Source organism: Roseobacter sp. HKCCA0434 (assembly GCF_032464675.1).
In the GTDB taxonomy this organism is placed as follows: domain Bacteria; phylum Pseudomonadota; class Alphaproteobacteria; order Rhodobacterales; family Rhodobacteraceae; genus Pontivivens.
The window spans coordinates 144665-165159 of record NZ_JAWDKL010000001.1; the positions used below are offsets into that span (position 1 = coordinate 144665).

Consider the following 20495-nt stretch of genomic DNA (forward strand, 5'->3'; position numbering starts at 1 on the left):
GGTCTATCCGTCCGCGAGATCGTCCGCTATCCCTTCCAGAAGCGGTACGAAACGGACGTCGCCGAGTTCAGTATAGTCCAGACCGTGCGGCGTTTTCACGACTTTTATGATCTGCTGCACGGTGTCGGACTGCCCCACCGGGGTGATCATGATGCCGCCCTCACGCAATTGTGACAGCAGGATCGCGGGCGGGTCCTCCGCCGCGGCGGTCACGATGATGCGGTCGAACGGGGCCTGCTCGGGCAGGCCGGAGGTGCCGTCGCCGGTCACGACCGTCACGTTCGCCGCCCCGATGGAGGCGAGCGCCGCGCGGGCCTGCCGCGCCAGCGGGCGGTGCCGCTCGATCGTGTAGACGCGGCGGGCGAGATGGCTGAGCACCCCGGCCTGGTAGCCGGAGCCTGCGCCGATCTCCAGCACCTTGCAGCGATTGTCGACCTCCAGCGCCTCGGTCATCAGGCCGACGACCGATGGCTGGCTGATCGTCTGCCCGCAGGAGATCGGCAGCGCGATATCCTCGTAGGCGCGCGCACGGAAGATGCCGTCGAGAAAGGCCGCGCGCGGTGTCGCCTCGATGGCGTCGAGCACGCGCTTGTCACGGATGCCCGCCTGCTGAAGCTGCCAGACCAGCGACCAGCGGGCTTCGTCCTCCGACAGGTCGGGGCCCTCGTTCATGCCAGGATCGCGCCCAGATCGTTCACCAGATCGCGCGCGGTCAGATCGGCGCGCAGCGGCGTGACGGTGATATTGCCTTCGGACGCCTCGCGCGCATCGGTGCCGGGCGCGCAGGTCTGGTTGCCCATGCCGTGCTTGATCCACAGGTAGCGCCGCCCGTTCGGGGCGTCCTGTGGCGAAATCCCGAAGGGCGAGCCGCCGCGTTCGCCCTGCAACGTCGCGACGGTGGCCTTGACCTCCGCTGCCGGAACGGCCGGGAAATTGACGTTGTAAAAGACGCCGTAGCGGCCCTCCGTCTCCCACGTCGCGCGGTCGAGCAGCTTGCGCACCACGCCCGCGCCATGCGCGCGCGCTGCCTCGAACGTGTCGGCGAGGTCGACATTGCCCGGCCCGTAATATTGCGACATCGCGATGGCGCGCGTGCGGTGCAGCGCCGCCTCCATCGCGCCGCCGATCGTGCCGGAATAGAGCGTGTCCTCCGCCACGTTGTGACCGCGGTTGACGCCCGAGAGCACGAGATCGGGCGGCGTGTCCTTGAGGATGTCGAAGAGCCCGGCCATCACGCAGTCGGCGGGCGAGCCAGCAACGGCGAACCGCCGCTCGCCGTACCGCTCCACCCGCATCGGTGTCACGTAGCTGATGCAGTGCCCGACGCCCGATTGCTCGGTCGCGGGGGCGACGGTCCAGACCTCGCCGTCGGGGCCGGCCAACTCGCCTGCGATGGCCTCCGCCACGGCGAGGCCGGGGGCCATGATGCCGTCGTCATTGGTGATGAGAATGCGCATGACCGTCCCCGCCGCTATCGTCCCGCGCCCTGTCTAGAATCGCGCGTGCATCTGGTCCAGCGGTCAGGCGGATTTCCGCGACCGCGTTGCGACAATGACACCCGCGACCACGACGATGCCGAGGATCGCCGCCGCGGCCAGCAGGGGTGCGGGGCCGAGATTGCGCGCCGAGATGCCGAACAGGCCCCAGGCGACCGCAATCCCGTAGAAGGGCGAGACGCCGACCCGCCACTGCACGAAGGCGGCGAAGGCCACCGCGAGCGGCAGCATGATCCACGCCCAGCCGGTCGCACCCGGCCCGATGCCCCAACCCGCGCCGAGCAGGGCGAGGCTGACGAAGCTCGCCGCACTGAGCCACCCGGCATAGAGGCCGACGGGCAGGTCGAAGGACCACAGATCGCCGCGCCCGCCGTCGCGCAGCAGGGCAGCGACAGCGCCGATCAGCATGACCCAGATCAGGATCGTCGCCCAGACCGGGCTGCCCCCCGCCACCGGCAGCCAGATCACGCCCACGGCGAGACTGATCGCGAGGGGCAGGCGGCTCGCCTGCCACCGCTCGTGACGCAGGCCGAGGAGGCCGTGGACGATGAGGGCGAGATAGATCACGCCCCAGATCGAGAAGGCCCAGCCCGCGGGCTGGATCGGCGGGTTCTCCTGCGGCACGGGGTAAAGGTCGGGATCGAAGCCGTTGAAATCCGAGAAGAACGGCGACACGGCGAAGGCGATCGCGAGGAGGAGGATGGCGAGGCGCATGGTTCGAGGCTCCCTTTGCCTGCTGGACATGCGCCGCCGCCGTGCGTGGTCAATGCTCAGGCCCGGGTGATGCGGGTCTGGAAGCAATTGTTGCGGGCGGAACGGACATCGACGAAGGCGATCTCCGGGTCGGCCAGGAGAGCCTCGGCCCGCGCGGGAATTTCCGGCGTCGGCACGATCGCTCCAGTGCCGTAGCGGATGCGGTGATCGGCGGTGTAGCCTTTCAGAAGGTATTCGGGACTGGCCAGGAAAGACGGAATCGCGTCCGTAGCCTCGGGCGCGGCGCATTCGTCGGCGCAGAGGAAGATCGGCCCGACCTCGGCATAGGGCTGGTCGGCGGGGAAGGGCCGCCAGGCGAGGATCAGGTAGTCCCGACCCGCGGGCACGGTGCGCAGGCAGTGGCGGCAGGGGATGCCCGCGCCGTCGCTGGTCGCGCGCTCGGGGCTGTGGCCGTAGAAATCGGGGCCGCCGCGCTGGACGGCGCGGACGGCTTCGGTGGGCAGGGGGTGGAAGGCGATGGGCATGGTTGGTCTCCTCTCCCGCCCATCGCTATCGCGCCTCATTTCACGCCGACACCCGGATCCTGCGGTCGCGCCGGAGTATTTGCGCCAATCCGAAGCTCAGGCGAAGGCGCCCTCCGCCGTGATCCGCGTCTTGCCGCCCAGATAGGATGCCAGCACCTCGGGCAGCACGACCGAGCCGTCCGCCTGCTGGCCGTTCTCCAGCACCGCGATCAGGCAGCGGCCCACGGCGAGGCCGGAGCCGTTGAGCGTGTGGACGAACTCGGGCTTGCCGCCGCCCGCGGGCTTGAACCGCGCGTTCATGCGGCGCGCCTGGAAGGCCCCGGTGGTCGAGCAGGAGGATATCTCGCGATAGGTGTCCTGACCGGGCAGCCAGACCTCGATGTCGTAGGTACGCCGCGCGCCGAAGCCCATGTCGCCGGTGCAGAGCGCCATCGTGCGGTAGGGCAGGCCGAGCCGTTCGAGGATGCCCTCGGCGCATCTGGTCATGCGCTCCAACTCCGCATCGCTTTCGTCCGGGTGGGTGATCGAGACCATCTCGACCTTCTCGAACTGGTGCTGGCGCAGCATCCCGGCGGTGTCGCGGCCCGCGCTGCCGGCCTCCGAGCGGAAGCAGAGCGTGTGCGCGGTCATGCGGCGGGGCAGGCTCGCCTCCTCCAGCACCTCGCCCGCGACGGAATAGGTCAGCGTGACCTCCGAGGTCGGGATCAGCCACCAGCCATTGGTGGTCTGGTAGCTGTCATCGCCGAATTTCGGCAGCTTGTCGGTGCCGGTCATCGCGTCGTCGCGCACGAGGACGGGGGTGGCGGTCTCCTCCAGCCCGTTCTCGGTCGTGTGCACGTCCAGCATGAATTGCGCGAGCGCCCGGTGCAGCCTGGCCATCGCGCCGCGCAAGACGACGAAGCGCGCGCCCGAGAGCTTGGCCGCCGTCTCGAAGTCGAGGCCGGTGGCGGCGGGAAGCTCGTAATGCTCCTTCGGGGTGAAGTCGAAGGCGGGGGGCGTGCCCCAGCTGCGCAGCTCCACGTTGTCCGCCTCGTCCGCGCCGTCGGGCACGTCCGCGTAGGGGAGGTTCGGCAGGCGCATCAGCCGGTCGTCGAGTTCCTCCTGCGCGGATTTCGCCTCCGCCTCCAGCCGGGCGATCTCGTCCTTCTTGGCAGCCACGAGGGCGCGCAGGCGCTCGAATTCGGCGTCGTCGCCCTTGGCCTTGGCGGCGCCCACCTGCTTGGAGGCGGCGTTGCGCTCCTGCAAGGCGGCCTCGGCGGCGGTGATGGCGGCCCGGCGGCGGGCGTCGATGTCGAGAAGCTCGGCGGAGACGGCCTGCTCCCCCCGGCGCGCGAGGGCGGCATCGAACGCGGCGGGATCGTCGCGGATGAGGCGGATGTCGTGCATGGGGAAGGGCCTCTTGCTGATTGCGAGGGCGTTATGGGGGATGGGGGGGATTAGCGCAATCCGGCTTCTTCGAGGGCGGCGTGCCAAGCGACGTAAAATGCTTGATGAGTTTTGTAGCTTTGCCAATGTGCCGGGATGGGCATGTCGTCTGGTAAGATCGTTGTGTCATCTCCAAATGCTGTCTCGATTTTTTCAATGCTCAAATTTTTGGCGCTATTTAGTTGCGTATGCCTCATCGCAGATAGAAAAATTATGCAAAAATTCATATCTGATTTTGAGAAGTTTGTTCTATTTAGCTTTGCCGCAGTTAAGTCCGCTTTAAATAAATTCGCTCTCACTAATTTTGCAGAGTATAGATTGGCATTATAAAATTTTGTTTGTAGCAATCGGGCCTCTGTAAGGTTCGCTCTGTCTAAGTGTGCCGACGTGAAATTTGTTGAAAACATATTAGATTTTTGAAGATCTGCTCCAAGCAAAAGAGCTGATGTGAAGTCTGCATCTCCCAGTTTGCTGTTTATTAAGCAGGCTTCCCGAAGGTCTGCTTGAATGAGTATAGAGTTTTCGAGCCTAACGTTTCCAAGCTCGGAGCGTCTCAGATCTGCTCGCGCCAACCAGCATTCTCGAAGATCAAGTATGTATGAGGCTTTGTCTCCCGATAGTTTCATTTCGTATGCAATGCGATCCCTTGGACGCCGACCAATGACGGTGAGAGCGGCTTGAATATCGACCCGAGGCGGCAACAGAACGTCGTTGCCATCCTCATCCTTCATGAACGTATCCGGCTTCTTCGCGTTCTCCCGCAGGTAAGCACACAGCACCTCCATCACCGTGATGTGGTCGCGCAGACTGTCCTGCGAGATGCGTTCCAGCGCGTAGATGCCGCCGAGGCGAACTTCGAGGTTAGGTTCTGTTTTCTCGACTTCTTTACCGTCCACTACGGTCTTGATGGTGCGTTCCGCGCCGAGCTGCTCCACGGCCTTGGTGAAGCGGTCCGTCAGCAGGCCCTGTTCCGCCGTCGTAGCCTGTTTCTGTGCAACGACCGCGCGCCAGATGACGAAGGGCAGGCCGATCAGGGCGATAAGGAAGTAGAGGTAGCTGCGCAGGTCTCCGGTGCCGCTGAGCAAGGCGTCGAATGTGCGCAAGAGCACAGCGATCAGCAGCGCTGCGCCGATAAGGACAACGAGGACTAACAGGATAGGCCCCAGCCAGCGCGCGTCTTCGTAGCGGGGGTACGCCTTCAGCCCGATCCATTCCCTGAACGTCATTCCGCCCCTCACCTGCTTGCGTGGCTCCGACCCAAGCTATAGGTATCGCCGGACTTCGCAATTCCGGACCCGGAGAGACCCATGTTCGTGACGCCCGCCTATGCGCAGGCCGCCGGTGGCGGCGGTGCCGCCATCGCGCAGTTCCTGCCCATTATCCTGATCTTCGCCATCGTCTATTTCCTGATGATCCGCCCGCAGCAAAAGCGCGTGCGCGAGCATGCCGCGATGGTCGAGGCGCTGCGCCGGGGCGACCAGGTGGTCACCGCGGGCGGGCTGATCGGCAAGATCTCGAAGGTCATGGAGGACAACGAGGTGCAGGTCGAACTGGCCGAGGGCGTCAAGGTGCGCGTGGTCAAGTCGACCATCACCCAGGTGCTCAGCAAGACCGAACCGGCCAAGGACTGATCCCGACATGTTGTCCTTTCCGCTCTGGAAGAAGCTCGCGGTGCTGGGGGTCTGCCTGCTGGCGATCCTCTTCGCCGCGCCCAACCTGTTCTATGGCCGGGTCGAGGCGTCGAACGACGCGGTGGCCGCTGGCGAGGCGGGCGACTGGCCGGGGGTGCTGCCCTCGGGCCTCGTCAATCTCGGGCTCGATCTGAGGGGCGGTGTGCACCTGCTGGTCGAGGTGCAGGTCGAGGACGTCTACCAGGAGCGGATGGAGGGGCTGTTCCCCGAGACGCTGCGCGTGCTGCGCGCCGAGCGGGACACGGTCGGCACGGTGCGCCGGGTCGAAACGGAGACGGGCGAGCTGCTGCTGCGCATCGGCGAGCCGTCGGGCCAGCAGGCCGCGGTCGCGGCGCTGCGCGAACTGGCGCGGCCCCTGCAGACGCTGACCGATGTCGGCTCCACCGATATCGAGGTGGTGGCCGAGGGCGACGATCGCGTGCGTCTTCGACTGAGCGAGGCGGAGAAGGCTGCGACGGACGACCGCACCGTCGCGCAGGCGGTCGAGATCGTGCGCCGCCGCATCGACGAAAGCGGCACGCGCGAGCCGACGATCCAGCGGCAGGGCGCGGACCGCATCCTGATCCAGGTGCCGGGCGCGGGCTCGACGCAGGAGGTGCTGGACCTGATCGGCACCACGGCGCAGCTGAGCTTCCATCACGTTGTCAGCGTGACCTCCGATCCCGACGCGCGGGCCGGGGCAGGCAACATGGTGCTGCCTTCGCGCGACAATCCCGGGGAGTTCCTGATCGTGGAGCGGCGGGCCATCGTATCGGGCGACCAGCTGGTCGATGCGCAGGGCGCCTTCGACCAGAACAACAACCCGGCGGTGAACTTCCGCTTCAACGCGCAGGGCGGGCGGCTGTTCGGAGAGCATACGCGTACGAATGTCGGCAATCCCTTCGCCATCGTGCTCGACGACGAGGTGATCTCGGCCCCGACGATCCAGAGCTACATTCCCGGCGGCTCGGGCATCATCACCGGGCGCTTCACCACCGAGGAGACCAACAACCTCGCCATCCTGCTGCGCGCGGGTGCGCTGCCGGCGGAGATCGTGGTGCTGGAGGAGCGGACGATCGGGCCTGAGCTGGGGGCGGATTCGATCTCGGCGGGCAAGATCGCGACCATCGTCGCCTTCGTTGCGGTGCTGGTCTTCATGGCGCTGAGCTACGGGCTGTTCGGGATCTTCGCCAATATCGCGCTGATCGTGAACGTCGCGATGATCTTCGCCGTGCTCTCGGCGCTGGGAGCGACGCTGACGCTGCCGGGCATCGCGGGCATCGTGCTGACCGTCGGCATGGCGGTGGACGCCAACGTGCTGGTCTTCGAGCGGATCCGCGAGGAGCTGAAATCGGCCAAGGGCCCGGCGCGCGCCATCGAGCTGGGCTACGAGAAGGCGGTGTCGGCGATCATCGACGCCAACATCACCACCTTCATCGCCGCGGTGATCCTGTTCGCCATCGGATCCGGCCCCGTGCGCGGCTTCGCCGTGACGCTGGGGATCGGCATCGTCACCTCGGTCTTCGCCGCGCTGCTGATCACGCGCCTGCTGGTGGTAGCCTGGTACGACCGGGCCCGCCCCAAGACGATCGAATTGTGAGGCTGCCATGCGTCTGAAACTGGTTCCGAGCGAGACCTCGTTCGATTTCTTCAAGCTGCAGAACCTGACATTCGGGCTGTCGCTGCTGGGCGTCATCGCCTCCATCGTGCTGTTCGCGCTGGTCGGGCTCAATTACGGGATCGATTTCCGCGGCGGCTCGGTCATCATGGTCGAGACGCCCGAGCCCGTGGCGACCGAGGAGTACCGCACGCTGATCGGCACGCTCGACGTGGGCGATGCCACCGTGACGGAGATCAGCGATCCGGCGGCCGAGCTGACGGGGGCCGCGCAGAATGCCGCGCTGATCCGCATCGAGCAGCAGGGCGAGGGCGATGCGAGCCAGACCGAGATGCTGCAGGGCGTCCGCGCGGCGCTGGAGGCCGAGTTCGAGGGGCTGGAAGTGCTGTCGACCGAGAGCGTCGGGGCCAAGGTCTCGGGCGAGCTGGTGCAGGCGGGCATCCTCGCCGTCGCGCTCGCCGTGGCGGCGGTGCTGTTCTACATCTGGCTGCGCTTCGAATGGCAGTTCTCGGTCGCTGCGGTGGCGGCGCTGGTGCACGATGTGATCCTGACGATCGGGGTGTTCAGCCTGATCGGGCTGGAATTCAACCTCGCCATCATCGCGGCGATCCTGACGATCGTGGGTTATTCGCTCAACGATACCGTGGTCGTGTTCGACCGGGTGCGCGAGAACCTGCGCCGCTACAAGCAGCTTCCCTTGCGCGAGGTCTTGAACCTGTCGCTGAACGAGACGCTAAGCCGGACGATCATGACCTCGGTCACGACGCTGATCGCGCTGGTCTCGCTCTACGTGCTGGGCGGCGAGGTGATCCGCGGCTTCACCTTCGCGATGATCTGGGGCATCGTGATCGGGACCTATTCCTCGGTCTTCGTTGCGGCGCCGATCCTGCTGCGCCTCGGGGTGAAGCGGGACTGGTCGACGACGGACGAGGACGGCAAGCCCAAGCGGACCGGGACCGGCAAGTACGCACATATCGACGCGTGATCCGGTGCGGGCGCGGGCGATCGACATCGCGATCTGCGTCCTCGCCACCTTGCTGATCTGGGCGATCGCCGAACGGTGGGGCAACCCGGATCCGTTCGTGGTGCCTTCGGATGTGGCGGAATAGGAGCGCGTCATGGAACTGAACGAATTGACCTTCGCCAGCGCGCAGCCCGTGGACGGCTACGGTCCCGGATTCTTCCGCGTCGGGGGCGAGGTGATCGAGGGGGCTGCGTTCCTGCTGCCCGAGCGGGCACGCCGCTGGGACGGGGACAGCGCCGCCATCGTCGCGGCGGCGGGGGAGATGGACGTGCTGCTGCTGGGGATGGGGGCCGACGTCGCCGTGCCCGACGACGATTTCGTCGCTGCGATCGAGGCTGCCGGCATCGGGGTGGAGATCATGTCCTCACCCTCGGCCTGCCGCACCTACAACGTGCTGCTGAGCGAGGGGCGCCGGATCGGGGCTGCGCTGCATCCGGTCACGGAATGATCTGCGCCTATTGCGCATCGCGCATCCCGGACGGCTCCGTCCGCTGTCCGTCCTGCGGTGCGGCGCTTCCGGCTCCTGCCAGCGTCGAAGCCATCGAATCGAAGCCTGCGCAGGCCAGCGCTCCGGACACGGGCTCGCCCGGTGGGGGCGGTTCGGACGTTGTCGCCGTTCGTCGCCGGTTCCGCCGGTCGCTGCTGAAGATCCTCGCGATCAGCGCGGTCTGCGGCGGGATCGGGGCGCTCGGCGGGGCTTCGCGGGACGAGGTTCCCATTCTCACGGCCCTGATCCTGGTGGGCTGGAGCTTCCTGGGCTTGCCGATCGCGATCGTCAGGGCCGTAGTGAAGTACGGGCCGCGACCGGGGCAGGGCTTGCTGGTCGGCCTGCTGCTTGCGCTCGCCACGTTCCCGCTGGGCTTTCTGCTGTCCTTCATCGGTGCGGTGGCGGGCGACGGCGGAAACTGACGCGCGCCCCCCTTTCCGTCGGGCGATGCCATTACATATGTGGTGGGACGGCGGACGTATTTTCCGCACTTGACGCATTCGAGCAAAGGAGCCCGATCATGGCATTCGAACTTCCCGATCTTCCCTATTCCCACGACGCGCTGGCCGACAAGGGCATGAGCCGCGAGACGCTGGAATACCACCACGACATCCACCACAACGCTTACGTCACCAATGGCAACAAGGCCATCGAGGGCACCGAGTGGGAAGGCAAGTCGCTGGAGGAGATCATCAAGGGCACCTATGACCCGAACGCGGTCGCGCAGTCGGGGATCTTCAACAACATCTCGCAGCTGTGGAACCACAACCAGTTCTGGGAGATGATGGGTCCGGGCGAGAACCCGATGCCGTCCGAGCTGGAGAACGCGATCAAGGAGAACTTCGACTCGGTCGAGGAATTCAAGACGCAGTTCGCCTCCGCCGGCGGCGGTCAGTTCGGCTCCGGCTGGGCGTGGCTCGTCAAGGATACCGATGGCAGCCTCAAGATCACCTCGACCGAGAACGGTGTGAACCCGGTCTGCTTCGACCAGACGGCGCTTCTGGGCTGCGACGTGTGGGAGCATTCCTACTATATCGACTTCCGCAACAAGCGTCCCGACTACCTCAAGAACTTCCTGGACAAGCTGGTGAACTGGGAAAACGTCGCCTCGCGCATGTGATGCGGAGACGTTTGCTGAAAGCCTATGCCAAGGGCACCCGACCGGGTGCCCTTCGGCGTTTCGCCCGCTGGGCCGTCGATCCGTCGATCCGGCTGGAGGTCGCGAAATACGAAGTTTCGGCGCCGCGCTGGACGGGCGCGCCGCTGCGCATCGCGATGGCCTCGGACCTGCATGTGATCGAGCCCTTCGTGCGCCTCGACTACCTCAAGCGGGTGGTGGCGCGTCTGAATGCGCAGGGCGCCGACATCATCCTGTTGCCGGGCGATTTCACCTATGGTGTCCGGCTGATGCCGCACCGCCCCTCGCGCGATGCGATTGCGGAGGTTCTGGGCGGGCTGCATGCGCCGCTCGGGGTCTGGGCCGTCATGGGCAACCACGACTGGAACGAGGACGAGGAGGCGATGCGCGACGCGCCACCGCTGCCGCGGATCGGCGAAGCACTGAGGCGTGTAGGCATCCGCGTGATGGAGAACGAGGCGGTCTGGATCGACCGCCCCGAGGGCGGCTTCTGGCTGGGCGGGGTTGGCGACCGCCGCGTCTTCGGCGACGGGCGGCTGAACCCGGGGACCGGCGACATCGCCGAGACCATGCGCCAGATCGGCCCGGAGGGTCCGGCGCTTTTGATGATGCACGAGCCCGACGAGATCGAGACGGTGCCCGAGCGGATCGCCCTGACGGTCTGCGGCCATACGCATGGCGGGCAGGTCACCTTCTTCGGCTGGGTGCCGGGGACATCCTCGCCCGCCGGACGGCGCTACGCGCGCGGGCTGGTCGCGGATGGTGACGCGCGGACGCTCGTGTCCTCCGGCATCGGGTTCGCGACCATTCCGTTGCGCCTCGGCGTGATCCCGGAGATCCTGCGGATCAATTTAAGCGGCTAGGCCGACGGGGCGGGAAGCCGCGCGCGCAGGACGTCCATCGCCGCGGCGGGTGTCTCGACCACGGTCAGGAATCCCAGGAAAGGCGCGTCGGCGAAGCCGCGCGCGACGATCTGATCGAGCAGCGCGATCAGCGGATCCCAATAGCCGTTTGTGTTCAGCAGCACGACCGGCTTCGCGTGCAGGCCAAGCTGGCGCCAGGTCAGCACCTCGAACAACTCGTCCAGCGTACCCGGGCCGCCGGGCAGCGCGACGACGGCGTCGGAATTGGCGAACATCACAGTTTTGCGCGTATGCATGTTGTCGGTGACGACGAAGCGGTGCGCGTCCTGCCGCCCGACCTCGAGGTCGACCAGATGCTGCGGGATGACGCCGAACAACTCGCCCCCGGCCTGCTGCGCCGCGTCCGCCACGGTTCCCATCAGGCCGATATCGCCCGCGCCCCAAACCACGCGCCAGCCTTCCTGCGCGATCGCGCGGCCCAGTGTCGTCGCATCCTCGGCGAAAGCCGGGTCGTCGCCAGGGCGCGACCCGCAGAAGACGCAGATACCCGTCATTCGGTCCGTTCCTTGCATGTGACCTGCATGCCGCAGGTCGGTTGCGGATCGCGATGATCCATCGGCAAGAATTTGCCTATCGGGGTCTCTCGTATAACAGTGGTGGGGGAATGCAAACCGAAGGCGCGCGCGATCCTTCGGGCACGGGAGAGAGTGCAGATGCGTGGTGTTCGAGTCGTGGCGGGAGCGATCGCCGTCCTCGTGATCGTCGGGGGGGCATATTGGGCCGTGCAGCCGGACCGGACCGTGCCCGCTCGCCAGTCCACGGAGCAGGTTTCGGCAGAGCAAGACACCGCGGAGCAAAGCGTATCGCAGGAAACACGCGAGGCGGCCTTCGAGCCTTCGCGCTCCACCATCGCCGCGGAGGACGCGCCGCGTGTCGCGGGCTCGGCCCCGGAAGTATCGGCCCCCGATCCGGACGGTCTGGCGTCGCCGAACGTGTCGGCCGGTCCGCAGGCCGCGCCCGACGCACCTGCAAGACCGGCGGCGATCGACCGGCAGGGTGGCGCGACGACGGCGGCACCGCAGGTGGACACGGCCGCGCTCGATCCCACGGCGATCTCGGGCACCCCCGATGTCGCATCCTCGACCCCGGCGCCGGCCGATCGGCCCGCGGACCTCGCCGAAACCGCCGATGCGGCGCCGCCAAGCCCGCAGCGCAGGCCCAGCTTCGATTTGGTGAGGATCGAACCCGATGGCGCGACCCTGGTGGCCGGGCGGGCCGCGCCCGGCGCCGATGTCGAGATCACCGCGGACGGAGAGGTCATCGGCTCGGCCATCGCGGGGCCATCGGGTGAGTTCGTGGCGATGCTCGAAACCCCGCGGACCGGGGAGGCGCAGGAATTGCGCCTGCGCGAACCGGTGACGAATACCGTGTCCGAGGAAACCGTGATCGTGCTGGTGGAGCCCGACCGGACCGAAGCGCCGCGAACCGGCAACGTCGCGGAACCCCAGGCGGAGGAGACGGCGGCCGCCCCCGTGGTCCTCGTCAGCACGCCGGATGCGGTGGACCTCGTGCAACCGGCCGAAACGGCGGCAACGGATCAGGTCGTGCTCGACGCGATCAGCTATTCCGATGTCGGCGACGTGAAGGTGGAGGGGCGCGGCGAGCCGGGGCGCACCGCACGCGTCTATGCCGACCAGTCACCAGTGGCGGAGGCCGATATCCGGCCCGACGGCAACTGGTCCGCCTTCCTCGACGACATGCCGGCCGGCGACTACACGTTGCGCGTGGACGAGCTGGACGCGGAGGGCGTCGTCACCAGCCGCGCGGAAAGCCCGTTCCGGCGCGAGGAGCCGGAATTCGTCATCGCCACCGTTGACCAGGCCGACCCGCTGGACCAGATCGTCGTCCAGCCGGGAAACAACCTGTGGACCATCGCGCGCGAGCGATATGGCGAGGGCACATTGTTCACGCAGATCTTCACGGCGAACGCAGATCAGATACGCAATCCGGACCTGATCTATCCGGGTCAGATCTTCTCCCTGCCGGGTCAGTGATGAAAGTGCCGCGATGTCTTCACAGGAAATAGAGAAACTGATCGCGCGACTGACGCTTCGCGACCGGGCGGCGTTCGACGAGCTGTTCGAACGCTGCTCCGCGAAACTCTTCGGCACCTGTCTCCGTGTCTTGCAGGACAGGGCAGAGGCCGAAGAGGCAACGCAGGAGGCATTCGTGAAGATCTGGCGCAACGCAGACAAGTATCGCAGCGGGGGATATTCCCCGATCAGCTGGATGGTGGCGATCGCGCGCAACACCGCGATCGACCGTCTGCGGCGTCAGCGCGGCGGCCATGTCGAGATCGACGAGGCCGTGCAGATTCCCGACGGGCATCCGGGACCGGAGGCACAACTGCTCGCCGGTGACACCGCGCGCCAGATTTCCGACTGCCTTGGCAAGCTGCCCGAGGAGCGGGCGGATGCGGTCAGGCGGGCCTATCTCGAAGGTTACAGCTACGCCGAGCTGGCCGAGCGTCATTCCGTTCCGCTCAACACGATGCGGACGTGGCTGCGGCGCAGCCTGATCGCCCTGCGAGAGTGCATGGGCGGCGCGGCCGAGACGGAGGGCGCATGACCGATCGCGACGACATCAATGTGCCGGGCGAGCGGAACTGGCGTGCGGGAGAATTCGCGCTCGGCCTGCTCGACGGCGACGAACTGGTGCAGGCGGCCGAGGACATGCGCCGCGATCCCGCCTTCGCGTCGGAGGTCGCCGCCTGGCGGATGCGTTTCGCAGGGTTCGACGATGAATTCGCCGAGGAGACCGTGCCGAGCGGGCTGCACGCCGCGGTCAACCGCGAATTGTTCGGCCCGCCCCCCAGCCTCGCGCAGCGGCTGTGGACGAGCACGCCGTTCTGGCGCGGTGCAACCGCGGCGGGTGTCGCCGCCGCGGCGGTCTTCGCCGTCATCGGCCTGACCAGCGCGCCCCCCGCCGGGCCGGTATCGACCTCCGACATGCAGCTGATTACCGCACTCGTCTCGGAACTGGAGGAGCTGTCGGTCATCACGCGCTACGACGCGCAGAACGCGGTGCTGCACGTCAACCGTATCGCGGGCGAGGCACCCGAGGGCGGGGATCTGGAGCTGTGGTTCGCCCCGACGGCCGATGGCGCGCCCACGTCGCTGGGGGTCATGCCGACGGACACGCAGAGCTTCCAGGTGCCGCTGTCGCCCGATCTGGCCGAACAGATCTCGACCGAGGGACATTTCGGCATCTCGCAAGAGCCGGCCGGAGGGTCGCCGACCGGGGCACCGACCGGGCCTGTCATCGCCGTCGCGGACATCTACGAGATCTGACGCGGGGCGACCGCAAGGCGGCGCGAGGGCGGCCTCGGCCCGCATCTGGATTTATTTCGCAAATGCGTCGGTTGCGTGGAACCCGTGCGGCTCGCCATCCGTTTCGAGAGCAGGTGAAAGCCGAAAGTTCGACATCTTGTTCGCAAGGTGTCGCCAGAGGTGAGGCGGCTACGTTGCGTTCTGTGCTGCCTCGGCGGCGGCCCGATTGACAGTTTCATCCCCGATCGGGCCGTCGCCCACCCATATCTCGCCCATGCGAGTGGTATTCCCCCGCGACCGTGGCTATCTGTGACGCTCACGAACGAGCGAGCGAAGATGCCAGCAGACCAGGTCGACACCCCTCCCGACAATATCAGCGAACGTGCGGTGCTGCCGAAGGTGGTCCCCTATCTCTGGCCCGATGGCGAACCTGCGCTGAAGGCGCGCGTGGTACTGGCGATCGTCCTCCTGGTGCTGGCCAAGATCGTCACGCTGGTCACGCCGCTGTTCTTCGCGGCGAGCGTCGATGCGCTCGCCCCGCCGCAGGAGCAGGAGAGCGCCGCCTGGCTGCTGGCGCTCGGTCCGGTGGCGCTGGTGATCGGCTATGGCCTTGCGCGGTCGGGTCAGGTGCTGTTCGCGCAGCTGCGCGACGCGGTCTTCGCGCGTGTCGGTCAGCGCGCGCTGCGCAAGCTGGCGCTGGAGACCTTCGAGCACATCCATGCGCTGTCGCTGCGCTATCACATCAGCCGCAAGACCGGCGGGTTGAGCCGCATCATCGAGCGCGGCGTGAAGGGCGTCGATTTCCTGCTGCGCTTCGTGCTGTTCTCCATCGGGCCGCTGATCGTCGAGCTGACGCTGATGGCGGGGATCTTCTGGTGGTTGTTCGGGTTCTGGTATGCCGTGATCGTGGTCGCCACCATCGTCGTCTACACAGTCTTCACCTTCAAGGTCACCGAGTGGCGCGTCGCCATACGTCGTCGCATGAACGAGCGCGACACTGACGCGAACCAGAAGGCGATCGACAGCCTGCTGAACTTCGAGACGGTCAAGTATTTCGGGGCCGAGGCGCGCGAGGCCGCCCGCTACGACGACTCCATGCGCGGCTACGAGGTCGAGGCGATCCGCACGCAGCTCAGCCTCGCGGGCCTCAATTTCGGCCAGTCGGTCATCATCACGGCCGGTCTGGTCAGCGTGCTGGTTATGGCCGCGCTAGACGTGCAGAGCGGTGAGCTGAGCGTCGGTCAGTTCACGGCGGTGAACCTCTACATGATGCAAATCACCATGCCGCTGAATTTCCTGGGCACGGTCTACCGCGAGATCCGGCAGGCCCTGGTCGACATGGGCGAGATGTTCGGCCTGCTCGAACAGCCCGCGGAGGTCAACGACAAGCCGGGGGCGAAGGCGCTCGACGTGCGGGGCGGGCGGGTCGAGCTCGACGACGTCCGCTTCGCCTATGACAGCGACCGACAGATCCTGAAGGGCGTATCGCTGATCGCCGGCGCCGGGCAGACGGTGGCGCTGGTCGGTCATTCGGGCTCGGGCAAGTCGACCATCGGTCGGCTGCTGTTCCGATTCTACGATGTGACGGGCGGCGCGATCCGCATCGACGGGCAGGATCTGCGCGACGTGACGCAGGAATCGCTGCGTGCCGCCATCGGCGTGGTGCCGCAGGACACGGTGCTGTTCAACGACACGATCGGCTACAACATCGCCTATGGCCGCCCCGATGCGACCCGTGCCGATGTCGAGGAGGCCGCGCGGGCCGCGCGCATCCACGATTTCATCATGTCGCTGCCCGATGGCTACGAGACCACTGTGGGCGAGCGCGGGCTGAAGCTGTCGGGTGGTGAGAAGCAGCGCGTCGGCATCGCCCGAACCATCCTGAAGAACCCGCCAATCCTTCTGCTGGACGAGGCGACCTCGGCGCTCGATTCGGAGACGGAGCAGGGCATCCAGGAGAGCTTGCGCGAGATGGGCGAGGGCCGCACCGTCCTGACGATCGCGCACCGGCTGTCCACCGTCGTCCACGCCGACCGCATCGTGGTGCTCGAAGCGGGCGAGGTCGTCGAGAGCGGAACGCATGAGGAGTTGCTTGCGCTGCATGGCCGCTATGCCCGCATGTGGGCGCGCCAGGCGGCGGAGGACGAGGACGAGACCGCCACGCCCGCGACCTGAACCTTCGGGCACCGCGGCGAGGCGTTTCGTTAATCCTTTCGGACCGGTGGACAAGCCACTGTCATGCCCCGATTTTGCCCGATTCAATCCTGAGTTGCGGCGCCCGGTTCGAATCGCAGCCGTAGCGAAGGAGGGGCGGGGCAAGCACAATATCTGGTAGCGCTCGCCAAAAAACCCGTTGACCGGCCTGCGACCTCGCCGCATGTTGTGTGACATCGACGGACGGACACAAGATGCGGCGCAGGCATCAACAACCGATCCGCACTCCAACATCAGACCCATTGCCGGGCCGTACGAGGATCGAAGCTGCATTTCAGCGGACCCCTCCTTGCGCGCTCCGCCCAAGGACGAGGGACAGTGCCATGAAGATCGACCGCCGCTTCACCACCGCCTCCAAGGACGCCTACGCGTCGCTGGAGTTCCGCACCACGTCGAGCGAGATCCGCAATCCCGACGGCTCGGTCGTCTTCTCCCTCGACGGTGTCGAGGTGCCCTCGAGCTGGAGCCAGGTCGCTTCCGACGTTCTCGCTCAGAAGTACTTCCGCAAGGCTGGCGTCCCCGCGCGGCTCAAGCGCGTGAAGGAAAAGGGCGTGCCCTCCTTCCTGTGGCGCTCGGTCCCCGACGAGAAGGCGCTGGCGGAGCTGCCCGAGGAGGAGCGTTTCGGCGGCGAGACCTCGTCCAAGCAGGTCTTCGACCGGCTGGCCGGTGCCTGGGCCTATTGGGGCTGGAAGGGCGGCTACTTCTCGACCGAGGCCGATGCGCAGGCTTACTATGACGAGATGCGCTTCATGCTCGCCGCGCAGATGAGCGCGCCGAACTCCCCGCAATGGTTCAACACCGGCCTGCACTGGGCCTATGGCATCGACGGGCCGGGGCAGGGGCACTTCTATGTGGATTTCGAGAGCGGCAAGCTGACCCGCTCCACCTCCGCCTACGAGCATCCGCAGCCCCACGCCTGCTTCATCCAGTCCGTCACCGACGACCTGGTGAACGAGGGCGGGATCATGGACCTGTGGACCCGCGAGGCGCGTCTGTTCAAGTACGGCTCGGGCACCGGCACCAACTTCTCCAGCTTGCGCGCGGCGAACGAGCCGCTGGGCGGCGGCGGCAAGTCGTCGGGTCTGATGTCCTTCCTCAAGATTGGCGACCGCGCAGCGGGTGCCATCAAGTCGGGCGGCACCACGCGCCGCGCGGCCAAGATGGTGATCTGCGACATGGATCACCCCGATATCGAGGCCTTCATCAACTGGAAGGTCGTGGAGGAGCAGAAGGTGGCGAGTCTCGTCGCCGGCTCCAAGTCGCACGAGGCGAAGCTCAACGACATCTTCGCCGCGATCCGCGGCTGGGACGGGCGCGAGGACGCCGCCTTCGACCCCAAGCAGAACGGCGCGCTGAAGGCCGCCATCAAGGGGGCGAAGAAGGCCGCGATCCCCGAGACCTATGTCAAGCGCGTGCTGGACTACGCCAAGCAGGGCTATTCCTCGATCGAGTTTCCGACCTATGACACCGATTGGGACAGCGAGGCCTACAACACCGTCGCGGGCCAGAACTCCAACAACTCGGTGCGCGTCACCGACGCCTTCCTCAAGGCGGTGAAGGACGATGCGGAGTGGGAGCTGCTGCGCCGCACCGACGGCAAGGTCGCCAAGACCGTGAATGCCCGCGAGCTCTGGGATCAGGTCGGCCACGCCGCCTGGGCCTGCGCCGATCCCGGCATCCAGTTCCACGACACCGTGAACGCCTGGCACACCTGCCCCGAGGACGGGCAGATCCGCGGCTCCAACCCGTGCTCGGAATACATGTTCCTCGACGACACGGCGTGCAACCTCGCCTCGATGAACCTGCTGACCTTCCTCAAGGATGGCGAGTTCGACGTGGACGGCTATGTGCATGCCACCCGCCTGTGGACCGTGACGCTGGAAATCTCGGTCCTGATGGCGCAGTTCCCGTCCGAGGCGATCGCGCGTCGGTCCTACGAGTTCCGCACGCTGGGCCTGGGCTACGCCAATATCGGCGGCCTTCTGATGAACATGGGTCACTCCTATGACAGCGACGAGGGCCGGGCGCTCTGCGGTGCGCTGACCGCGATCATGACCGGGGTTAGCTACGCCACCTCGGCGGAGATGGCGGGCGAGCTGGGGCCGTTCCCCGGCTATGCCAAGAACGCCGACCACATGCTGCGCGTCATCCGCAACCACCGCCGCGCCGCCTATGGCGAGACGGCGGGCTACGAGGGCCTGGCCGTGGCGCCGGTCCCGCTCGACCACGAGAACTGCCCGGACGGGCGTCTGATCAACATGGCGCACGCCGCCTGGGACGAGGCGCTGGCCGAGGGGGAGAAGTCGGGCTACCGCAATGCGCAGGTCTCGGTCATCGCGCCGACCGGCACGATCGGCCTGGTCATGGATTGCGACACCACGGGCATCGAGCCGGACTTCGCGCTGGTGAAGTTCAAGAAGCTGGCCGGCGGCGGCTACTTCAAGATCATCAACCAGTCGGTCCCCGCGGCGCTGGCCAAGCTCGGCTACGGCTCGGCCCAGATCGAGGAGATCACCTCCTACGCGGTCGGCCACGGCTCGATCGGCAACGCACCCGCCATCAACCACACCGCGCTGATCGGCCACGGTTTCGGCGAGGAGGAGATCGCGAAGGTCGAGGAGGCGCTCGCCACCGCCTTCGACATCCGCTTCGTGTTCAACCAGTGGACGCTGGGCGCCGATTTCTGCACCGGAATGCTCGGCATCCCGGCGGAGAAGCTGACCGACCCGACCTTCGACCTGCTGCGGCATCTGGGCTTCACCAAGCAGCAGATCGAGGCGGCCAACGCCCATGTCTGCGGGACCATGACGCTGGAAGGCGCGCCGCACCTCAAGGAAGAGCACTACGCCATCTTCGATTGCGCCAACCCCTGCGGCAAGATCGGCACGCGCTACCTGAGCGTGGAGAGCCACATCACCATGATGGCGGCGGCGCAGAGCTTCATCTCCGGCGCGATCTCCAAGACGATCAACATGCCCAACGACGCGACCATCGAGGACTGTCTTGCGGCCTACGAGCTGTCGCACTCCCTCGGCGTGAAGGCGAACGCGCTCTATCGTGACGGCTCCAAGCTTAGCCAGCCGCTCTCGGCCGCGCTGATCGACGACGAGGACGAGGACGATCTGGAGGAAGCGCTGATCGAGGCCCCCGCGGCCGAGAAGGCGGGCATCCTCGCCGAGAAGATCGTCGAGAAGATCATCGTCAAGGAGGTGGCCAAGGGCCGCTCCAAGCTGCCCGAGCGGCGCAAGGGCTACACCCAGAAGGCCATCGTCGGCGGGCACAAGGTCTACCTGCGCACCGGCGAGTACCAGGATGGCGCCCTCGGCGAGATCTTCATCGACATGCACAAGGAAGGCGCCGCCTTCCGCGCGATGATGAACAACTTCGCCATCGCCGTGTCGGTCGGGCTGCAATACGGCGTCCCGCTGGAGGAGTTCGTGGAGGCCTTCACCTTCACCCGCTTCGAGCCGGCGGGCATGGTTCAGGGCAACGACTCGATCAAGAACGCGACCTCGATCCTCGACTACATCTTCCGCGAACTGGCGGTCAGCTATCTCGACCGGACGGATCTGGCGCATGTGAAGCCGCAGGGCGAGGCCTTCGCCGATCTGGGTCGCGGGGTCGAGGAGGGCGTGTCCAACGTCCGTTCGGCCGACGAGGAGACGACGGCGAGCTCGATCGACATGATCCGCCAGATCTCCTCCACCGGCTATCTGCGCAAGCGCCTGCCGCAGGAACTGACGGTCCTGCAGGGCGGCGTGGCCGAGGTCACGATGACCCCCGCCCAGCAGCCCCAGGCCTCCACGGCCATCGGCACGGCGATGGACGCGCGGACCAAGGCCAAGATGCAGGGCTACGAGGGCGACCCGTGTGGCGAGTGCGGCAACTTCACCCTGGTGCGCAACGGCACCTGCATGAAGTGCAACACCTGCGGCGGCACGTCGGGCTGCAGCTGAGGAACATGGGGGCGCCCAAGTCGGCGCCCCCCGTGTC

At 66.6% G+C, this 20495-nt stretch carries 19 protein-coding genes; 12 read left to right on the forward strand and 7 right to left on the reverse strand.

Going from position 1 to position 20495, the window contains the following annotated elements; all coding sequences use genetic code 11:
* Nucleotides 1-3 precede the first annotated feature (3 nt).
* From RX333_RS00730 to RX333_RS00755, 6 genes are all read right to left on the reverse strand, one after another.
* A complete protein-coding gene (locus RX333_RS00730; protein WP_316012985.1) occupies nucleotides 4-672 on the reverse strand; it encodes a protein-L-isoaspartate(D-aspartate) O-methyltransferase in 669 nt (222 codons plus the stop codon).
* On the reverse strand, nucleotides 669-1457 hold the full coding sequence (surE, locus tag RX333_RS00735; RefSeq protein WP_316012986.1) for a 5'/3'-nucleotidase SurE: 789 nt from the start codon (nucleotides 1455-1457) through the stop codon (nucleotides 669-671). The genes RX333_RS00730 and surE overlap by 4 nt, the downstream gene beginning before the upstream one ends.
* A gap of 63 nt (nucleotides 1458-1520) precedes the next feature.
* Nucleotides 1521-2210, reverse strand: a complete 690-nt coding sequence (locus RX333_RS00740) for a TspO/MBR family protein (protein WP_316012987.1) — start codon at nucleotides 2208-2210, stop codon at nucleotides 1521-1523.
* Nucleotides 2211-2266: 56 nt separating this feature from the next.
* Entirely contained in the window at nucleotides 2267-2734 is a 468-nt protein-coding gene (locus tag RX333_RS00745) for a DUF1203 domain-containing protein (RefSeq protein ID WP_316012988.1), read from the reverse strand.
* Nucleotides 2735-2830: 96 nt separating this feature from the next.
* Nucleotides 2831-4120, reverse strand: coding sequence for a serine--tRNA ligase (gene serS, locus RX333_RS00750; RefSeq protein WP_316012989.1), 1290 nt, complete (start codon nucleotides 4118-4120; stop codon nucleotides 2831-2833).
* Between the two features lie 50 nt (nucleotides 4121-4170).
* The gene (locus RX333_RS00755) at nucleotides 4171-5385 is read right to left on the reverse strand and encodes a pentapeptide repeat-containing protein (protein ID WP_316012990.1); all 1215 of its coding nucleotides are present in this window, start codon (nucleotides 5383-5385) and stop codon (nucleotides 4171-4173) included.
* 81 nt (nucleotides 5386-5466) lie between these two features.
* Here RX333_RS00755 and yajC point away from each other — a divergent pair, with 81 nt between their 5' ends.
* From yajC to RX333_RS00790, 7 genes are all read left to right on the forward strand, one after another.
* The gene (gene yajC, locus RX333_RS00760; protein WP_316012991.1) at nucleotides 5467-5790 is read left to right on the forward strand and encodes a preprotein translocase subunit YajC; all 324 of its coding nucleotides are present in this window, start codon (nucleotides 5467-5469) and stop codon (nucleotides 5788-5790) included.
* A gap of 7 nt (nucleotides 5791-5797) precedes the next feature.
* Entirely contained in the window at nucleotides 5798-7429 is a 1632-nt protein-coding gene (gene secD / locus RX333_RS00765) for a protein translocase subunit SecD (RefSeq protein ID WP_316012992.1), read from the forward strand.
* Between the two features lie 7 nt (nucleotides 7430-7436).
* Nucleotides 7437-8432, forward strand: coding sequence for a protein translocase subunit SecF (secF, locus tag RX333_RS00770; RefSeq protein WP_316012993.1), 996 nt, complete (start codon nucleotides 7437-7439; stop codon nucleotides 8430-8432).
* Nucleotides 8433-8565: 133 nt separating this feature from the next.
* Nucleotides 8566-8919 carry an Mth938-like domain-containing protein gene (locus RX333_RS00775; protein WP_316012994.1) on the forward strand — a complete coding sequence of 118 codons (354 nt, stop codon included), beginning with the start codon at nucleotides 8566-8568 and terminating at the stop codon, nucleotides 8917-8919.
* Nucleotides 8916-9380, forward strand: coding sequence for a hypothetical protein (locus RX333_RS00780; protein ID WP_316012995.1), 465 nt, complete (start codon nucleotides 8916-8918; stop codon nucleotides 9378-9380). Before RX333_RS00775 ends, RX333_RS00780 begins: the two co-directional genes overlap by 4 nt.
* Nucleotides 9381-9478: 98 nt before the next feature.
* Nucleotides 9479-10078, forward strand: a complete 600-nt coding sequence (locus RX333_RS00785) for a superoxide dismutase (RefSeq protein ID WP_316012996.1) — start codon at nucleotides 9479-9481, stop codon at nucleotides 10076-10078.
* Nucleotides 10078-10959: a metallophosphoesterase gene (locus RX333_RS00790; protein WP_316012997.1), complete on the forward strand. Its 882-nt coding sequence runs from the start codon at nucleotides 10078-10080 to the stop codon at nucleotides 10957-10959. Before RX333_RS00785 ends, RX333_RS00790 begins: the two co-directional genes overlap by 1 nt.
* On the opposite strand, the gene RX333_RS00795 is transcribed toward RX333_RS00790, so the two are convergent.
* On the reverse strand, nucleotides 10956-11513 hold the full coding sequence (locus tag RX333_RS00795; RefSeq protein WP_316012998.1) for a TIGR00730 family Rossman fold protein: 558 nt from the start codon (nucleotides 11511-11513) through the stop codon (nucleotides 10956-10958). The genes RX333_RS00790 and RX333_RS00795 overlap by 4 nt on opposite strands.
* Before the next feature lie 159 nt (nucleotides 11514-11672).
* Here RX333_RS00795 and RX333_RS00800 point away from each other — a divergent pair, with 159 nt between their 5' ends.
* The 5 genes from RX333_RS00800 (at nucleotide 11673) to RX333_RS00820 (ending at nucleotide 20458) form a co-directional block, all read left to right on the forward strand.
* Entirely contained in the window at nucleotides 11673-13013 is a 1341-nt protein-coding gene (locus tag RX333_RS00800; protein WP_316012999.1) for a LysM peptidoglycan-binding domain-containing protein, read from the forward strand.
* Between the two features lie 13 nt (nucleotides 13014-13026).
* Entirely contained in the window at nucleotides 13027-13587 is a 561-nt protein-coding gene (locus RX333_RS00805; RefSeq protein ID WP_316013000.1) for a sigma-70 family RNA polymerase sigma factor, read from the forward strand.
* The gene (locus RX333_RS00810) at nucleotides 13584-14309 is read left to right on the forward strand and encodes an anti-sigma factor domain-containing protein (RefSeq protein ID WP_316013001.1); all 726 of its coding nucleotides are present in this window, start codon (nucleotides 13584-13586) and stop codon (nucleotides 14307-14309) included. Before RX333_RS00805 ends, RX333_RS00810 begins: the two co-directional genes overlap by 4 nt.
* Nucleotides 14310-14624: 315 nt before the next feature.
* The gene (locus RX333_RS00815) at nucleotides 14625-16463 is read left to right on the forward strand and encodes an ABC transporter ATP-binding protein/permease (protein ID WP_316013002.1); all 1839 of its coding nucleotides are present in this window, start codon (nucleotides 14625-14627) and stop codon (nucleotides 16461-16463) included.
* Nucleotides 16464-16825: 362 nt separating this feature from the next.
* Nucleotides 16826-20458 (forward strand): vitamin B12-dependent ribonucleotide reductase, encoded by a 3633-nt coding sequence (locus RX333_RS00820; protein ID WP_316013003.1) that lies wholly within the window; start codon nucleotides 16826-16828, stop codon nucleotides 20456-20458.
* Nucleotides 20459-20495 lie beyond the last annotated feature (37 nt).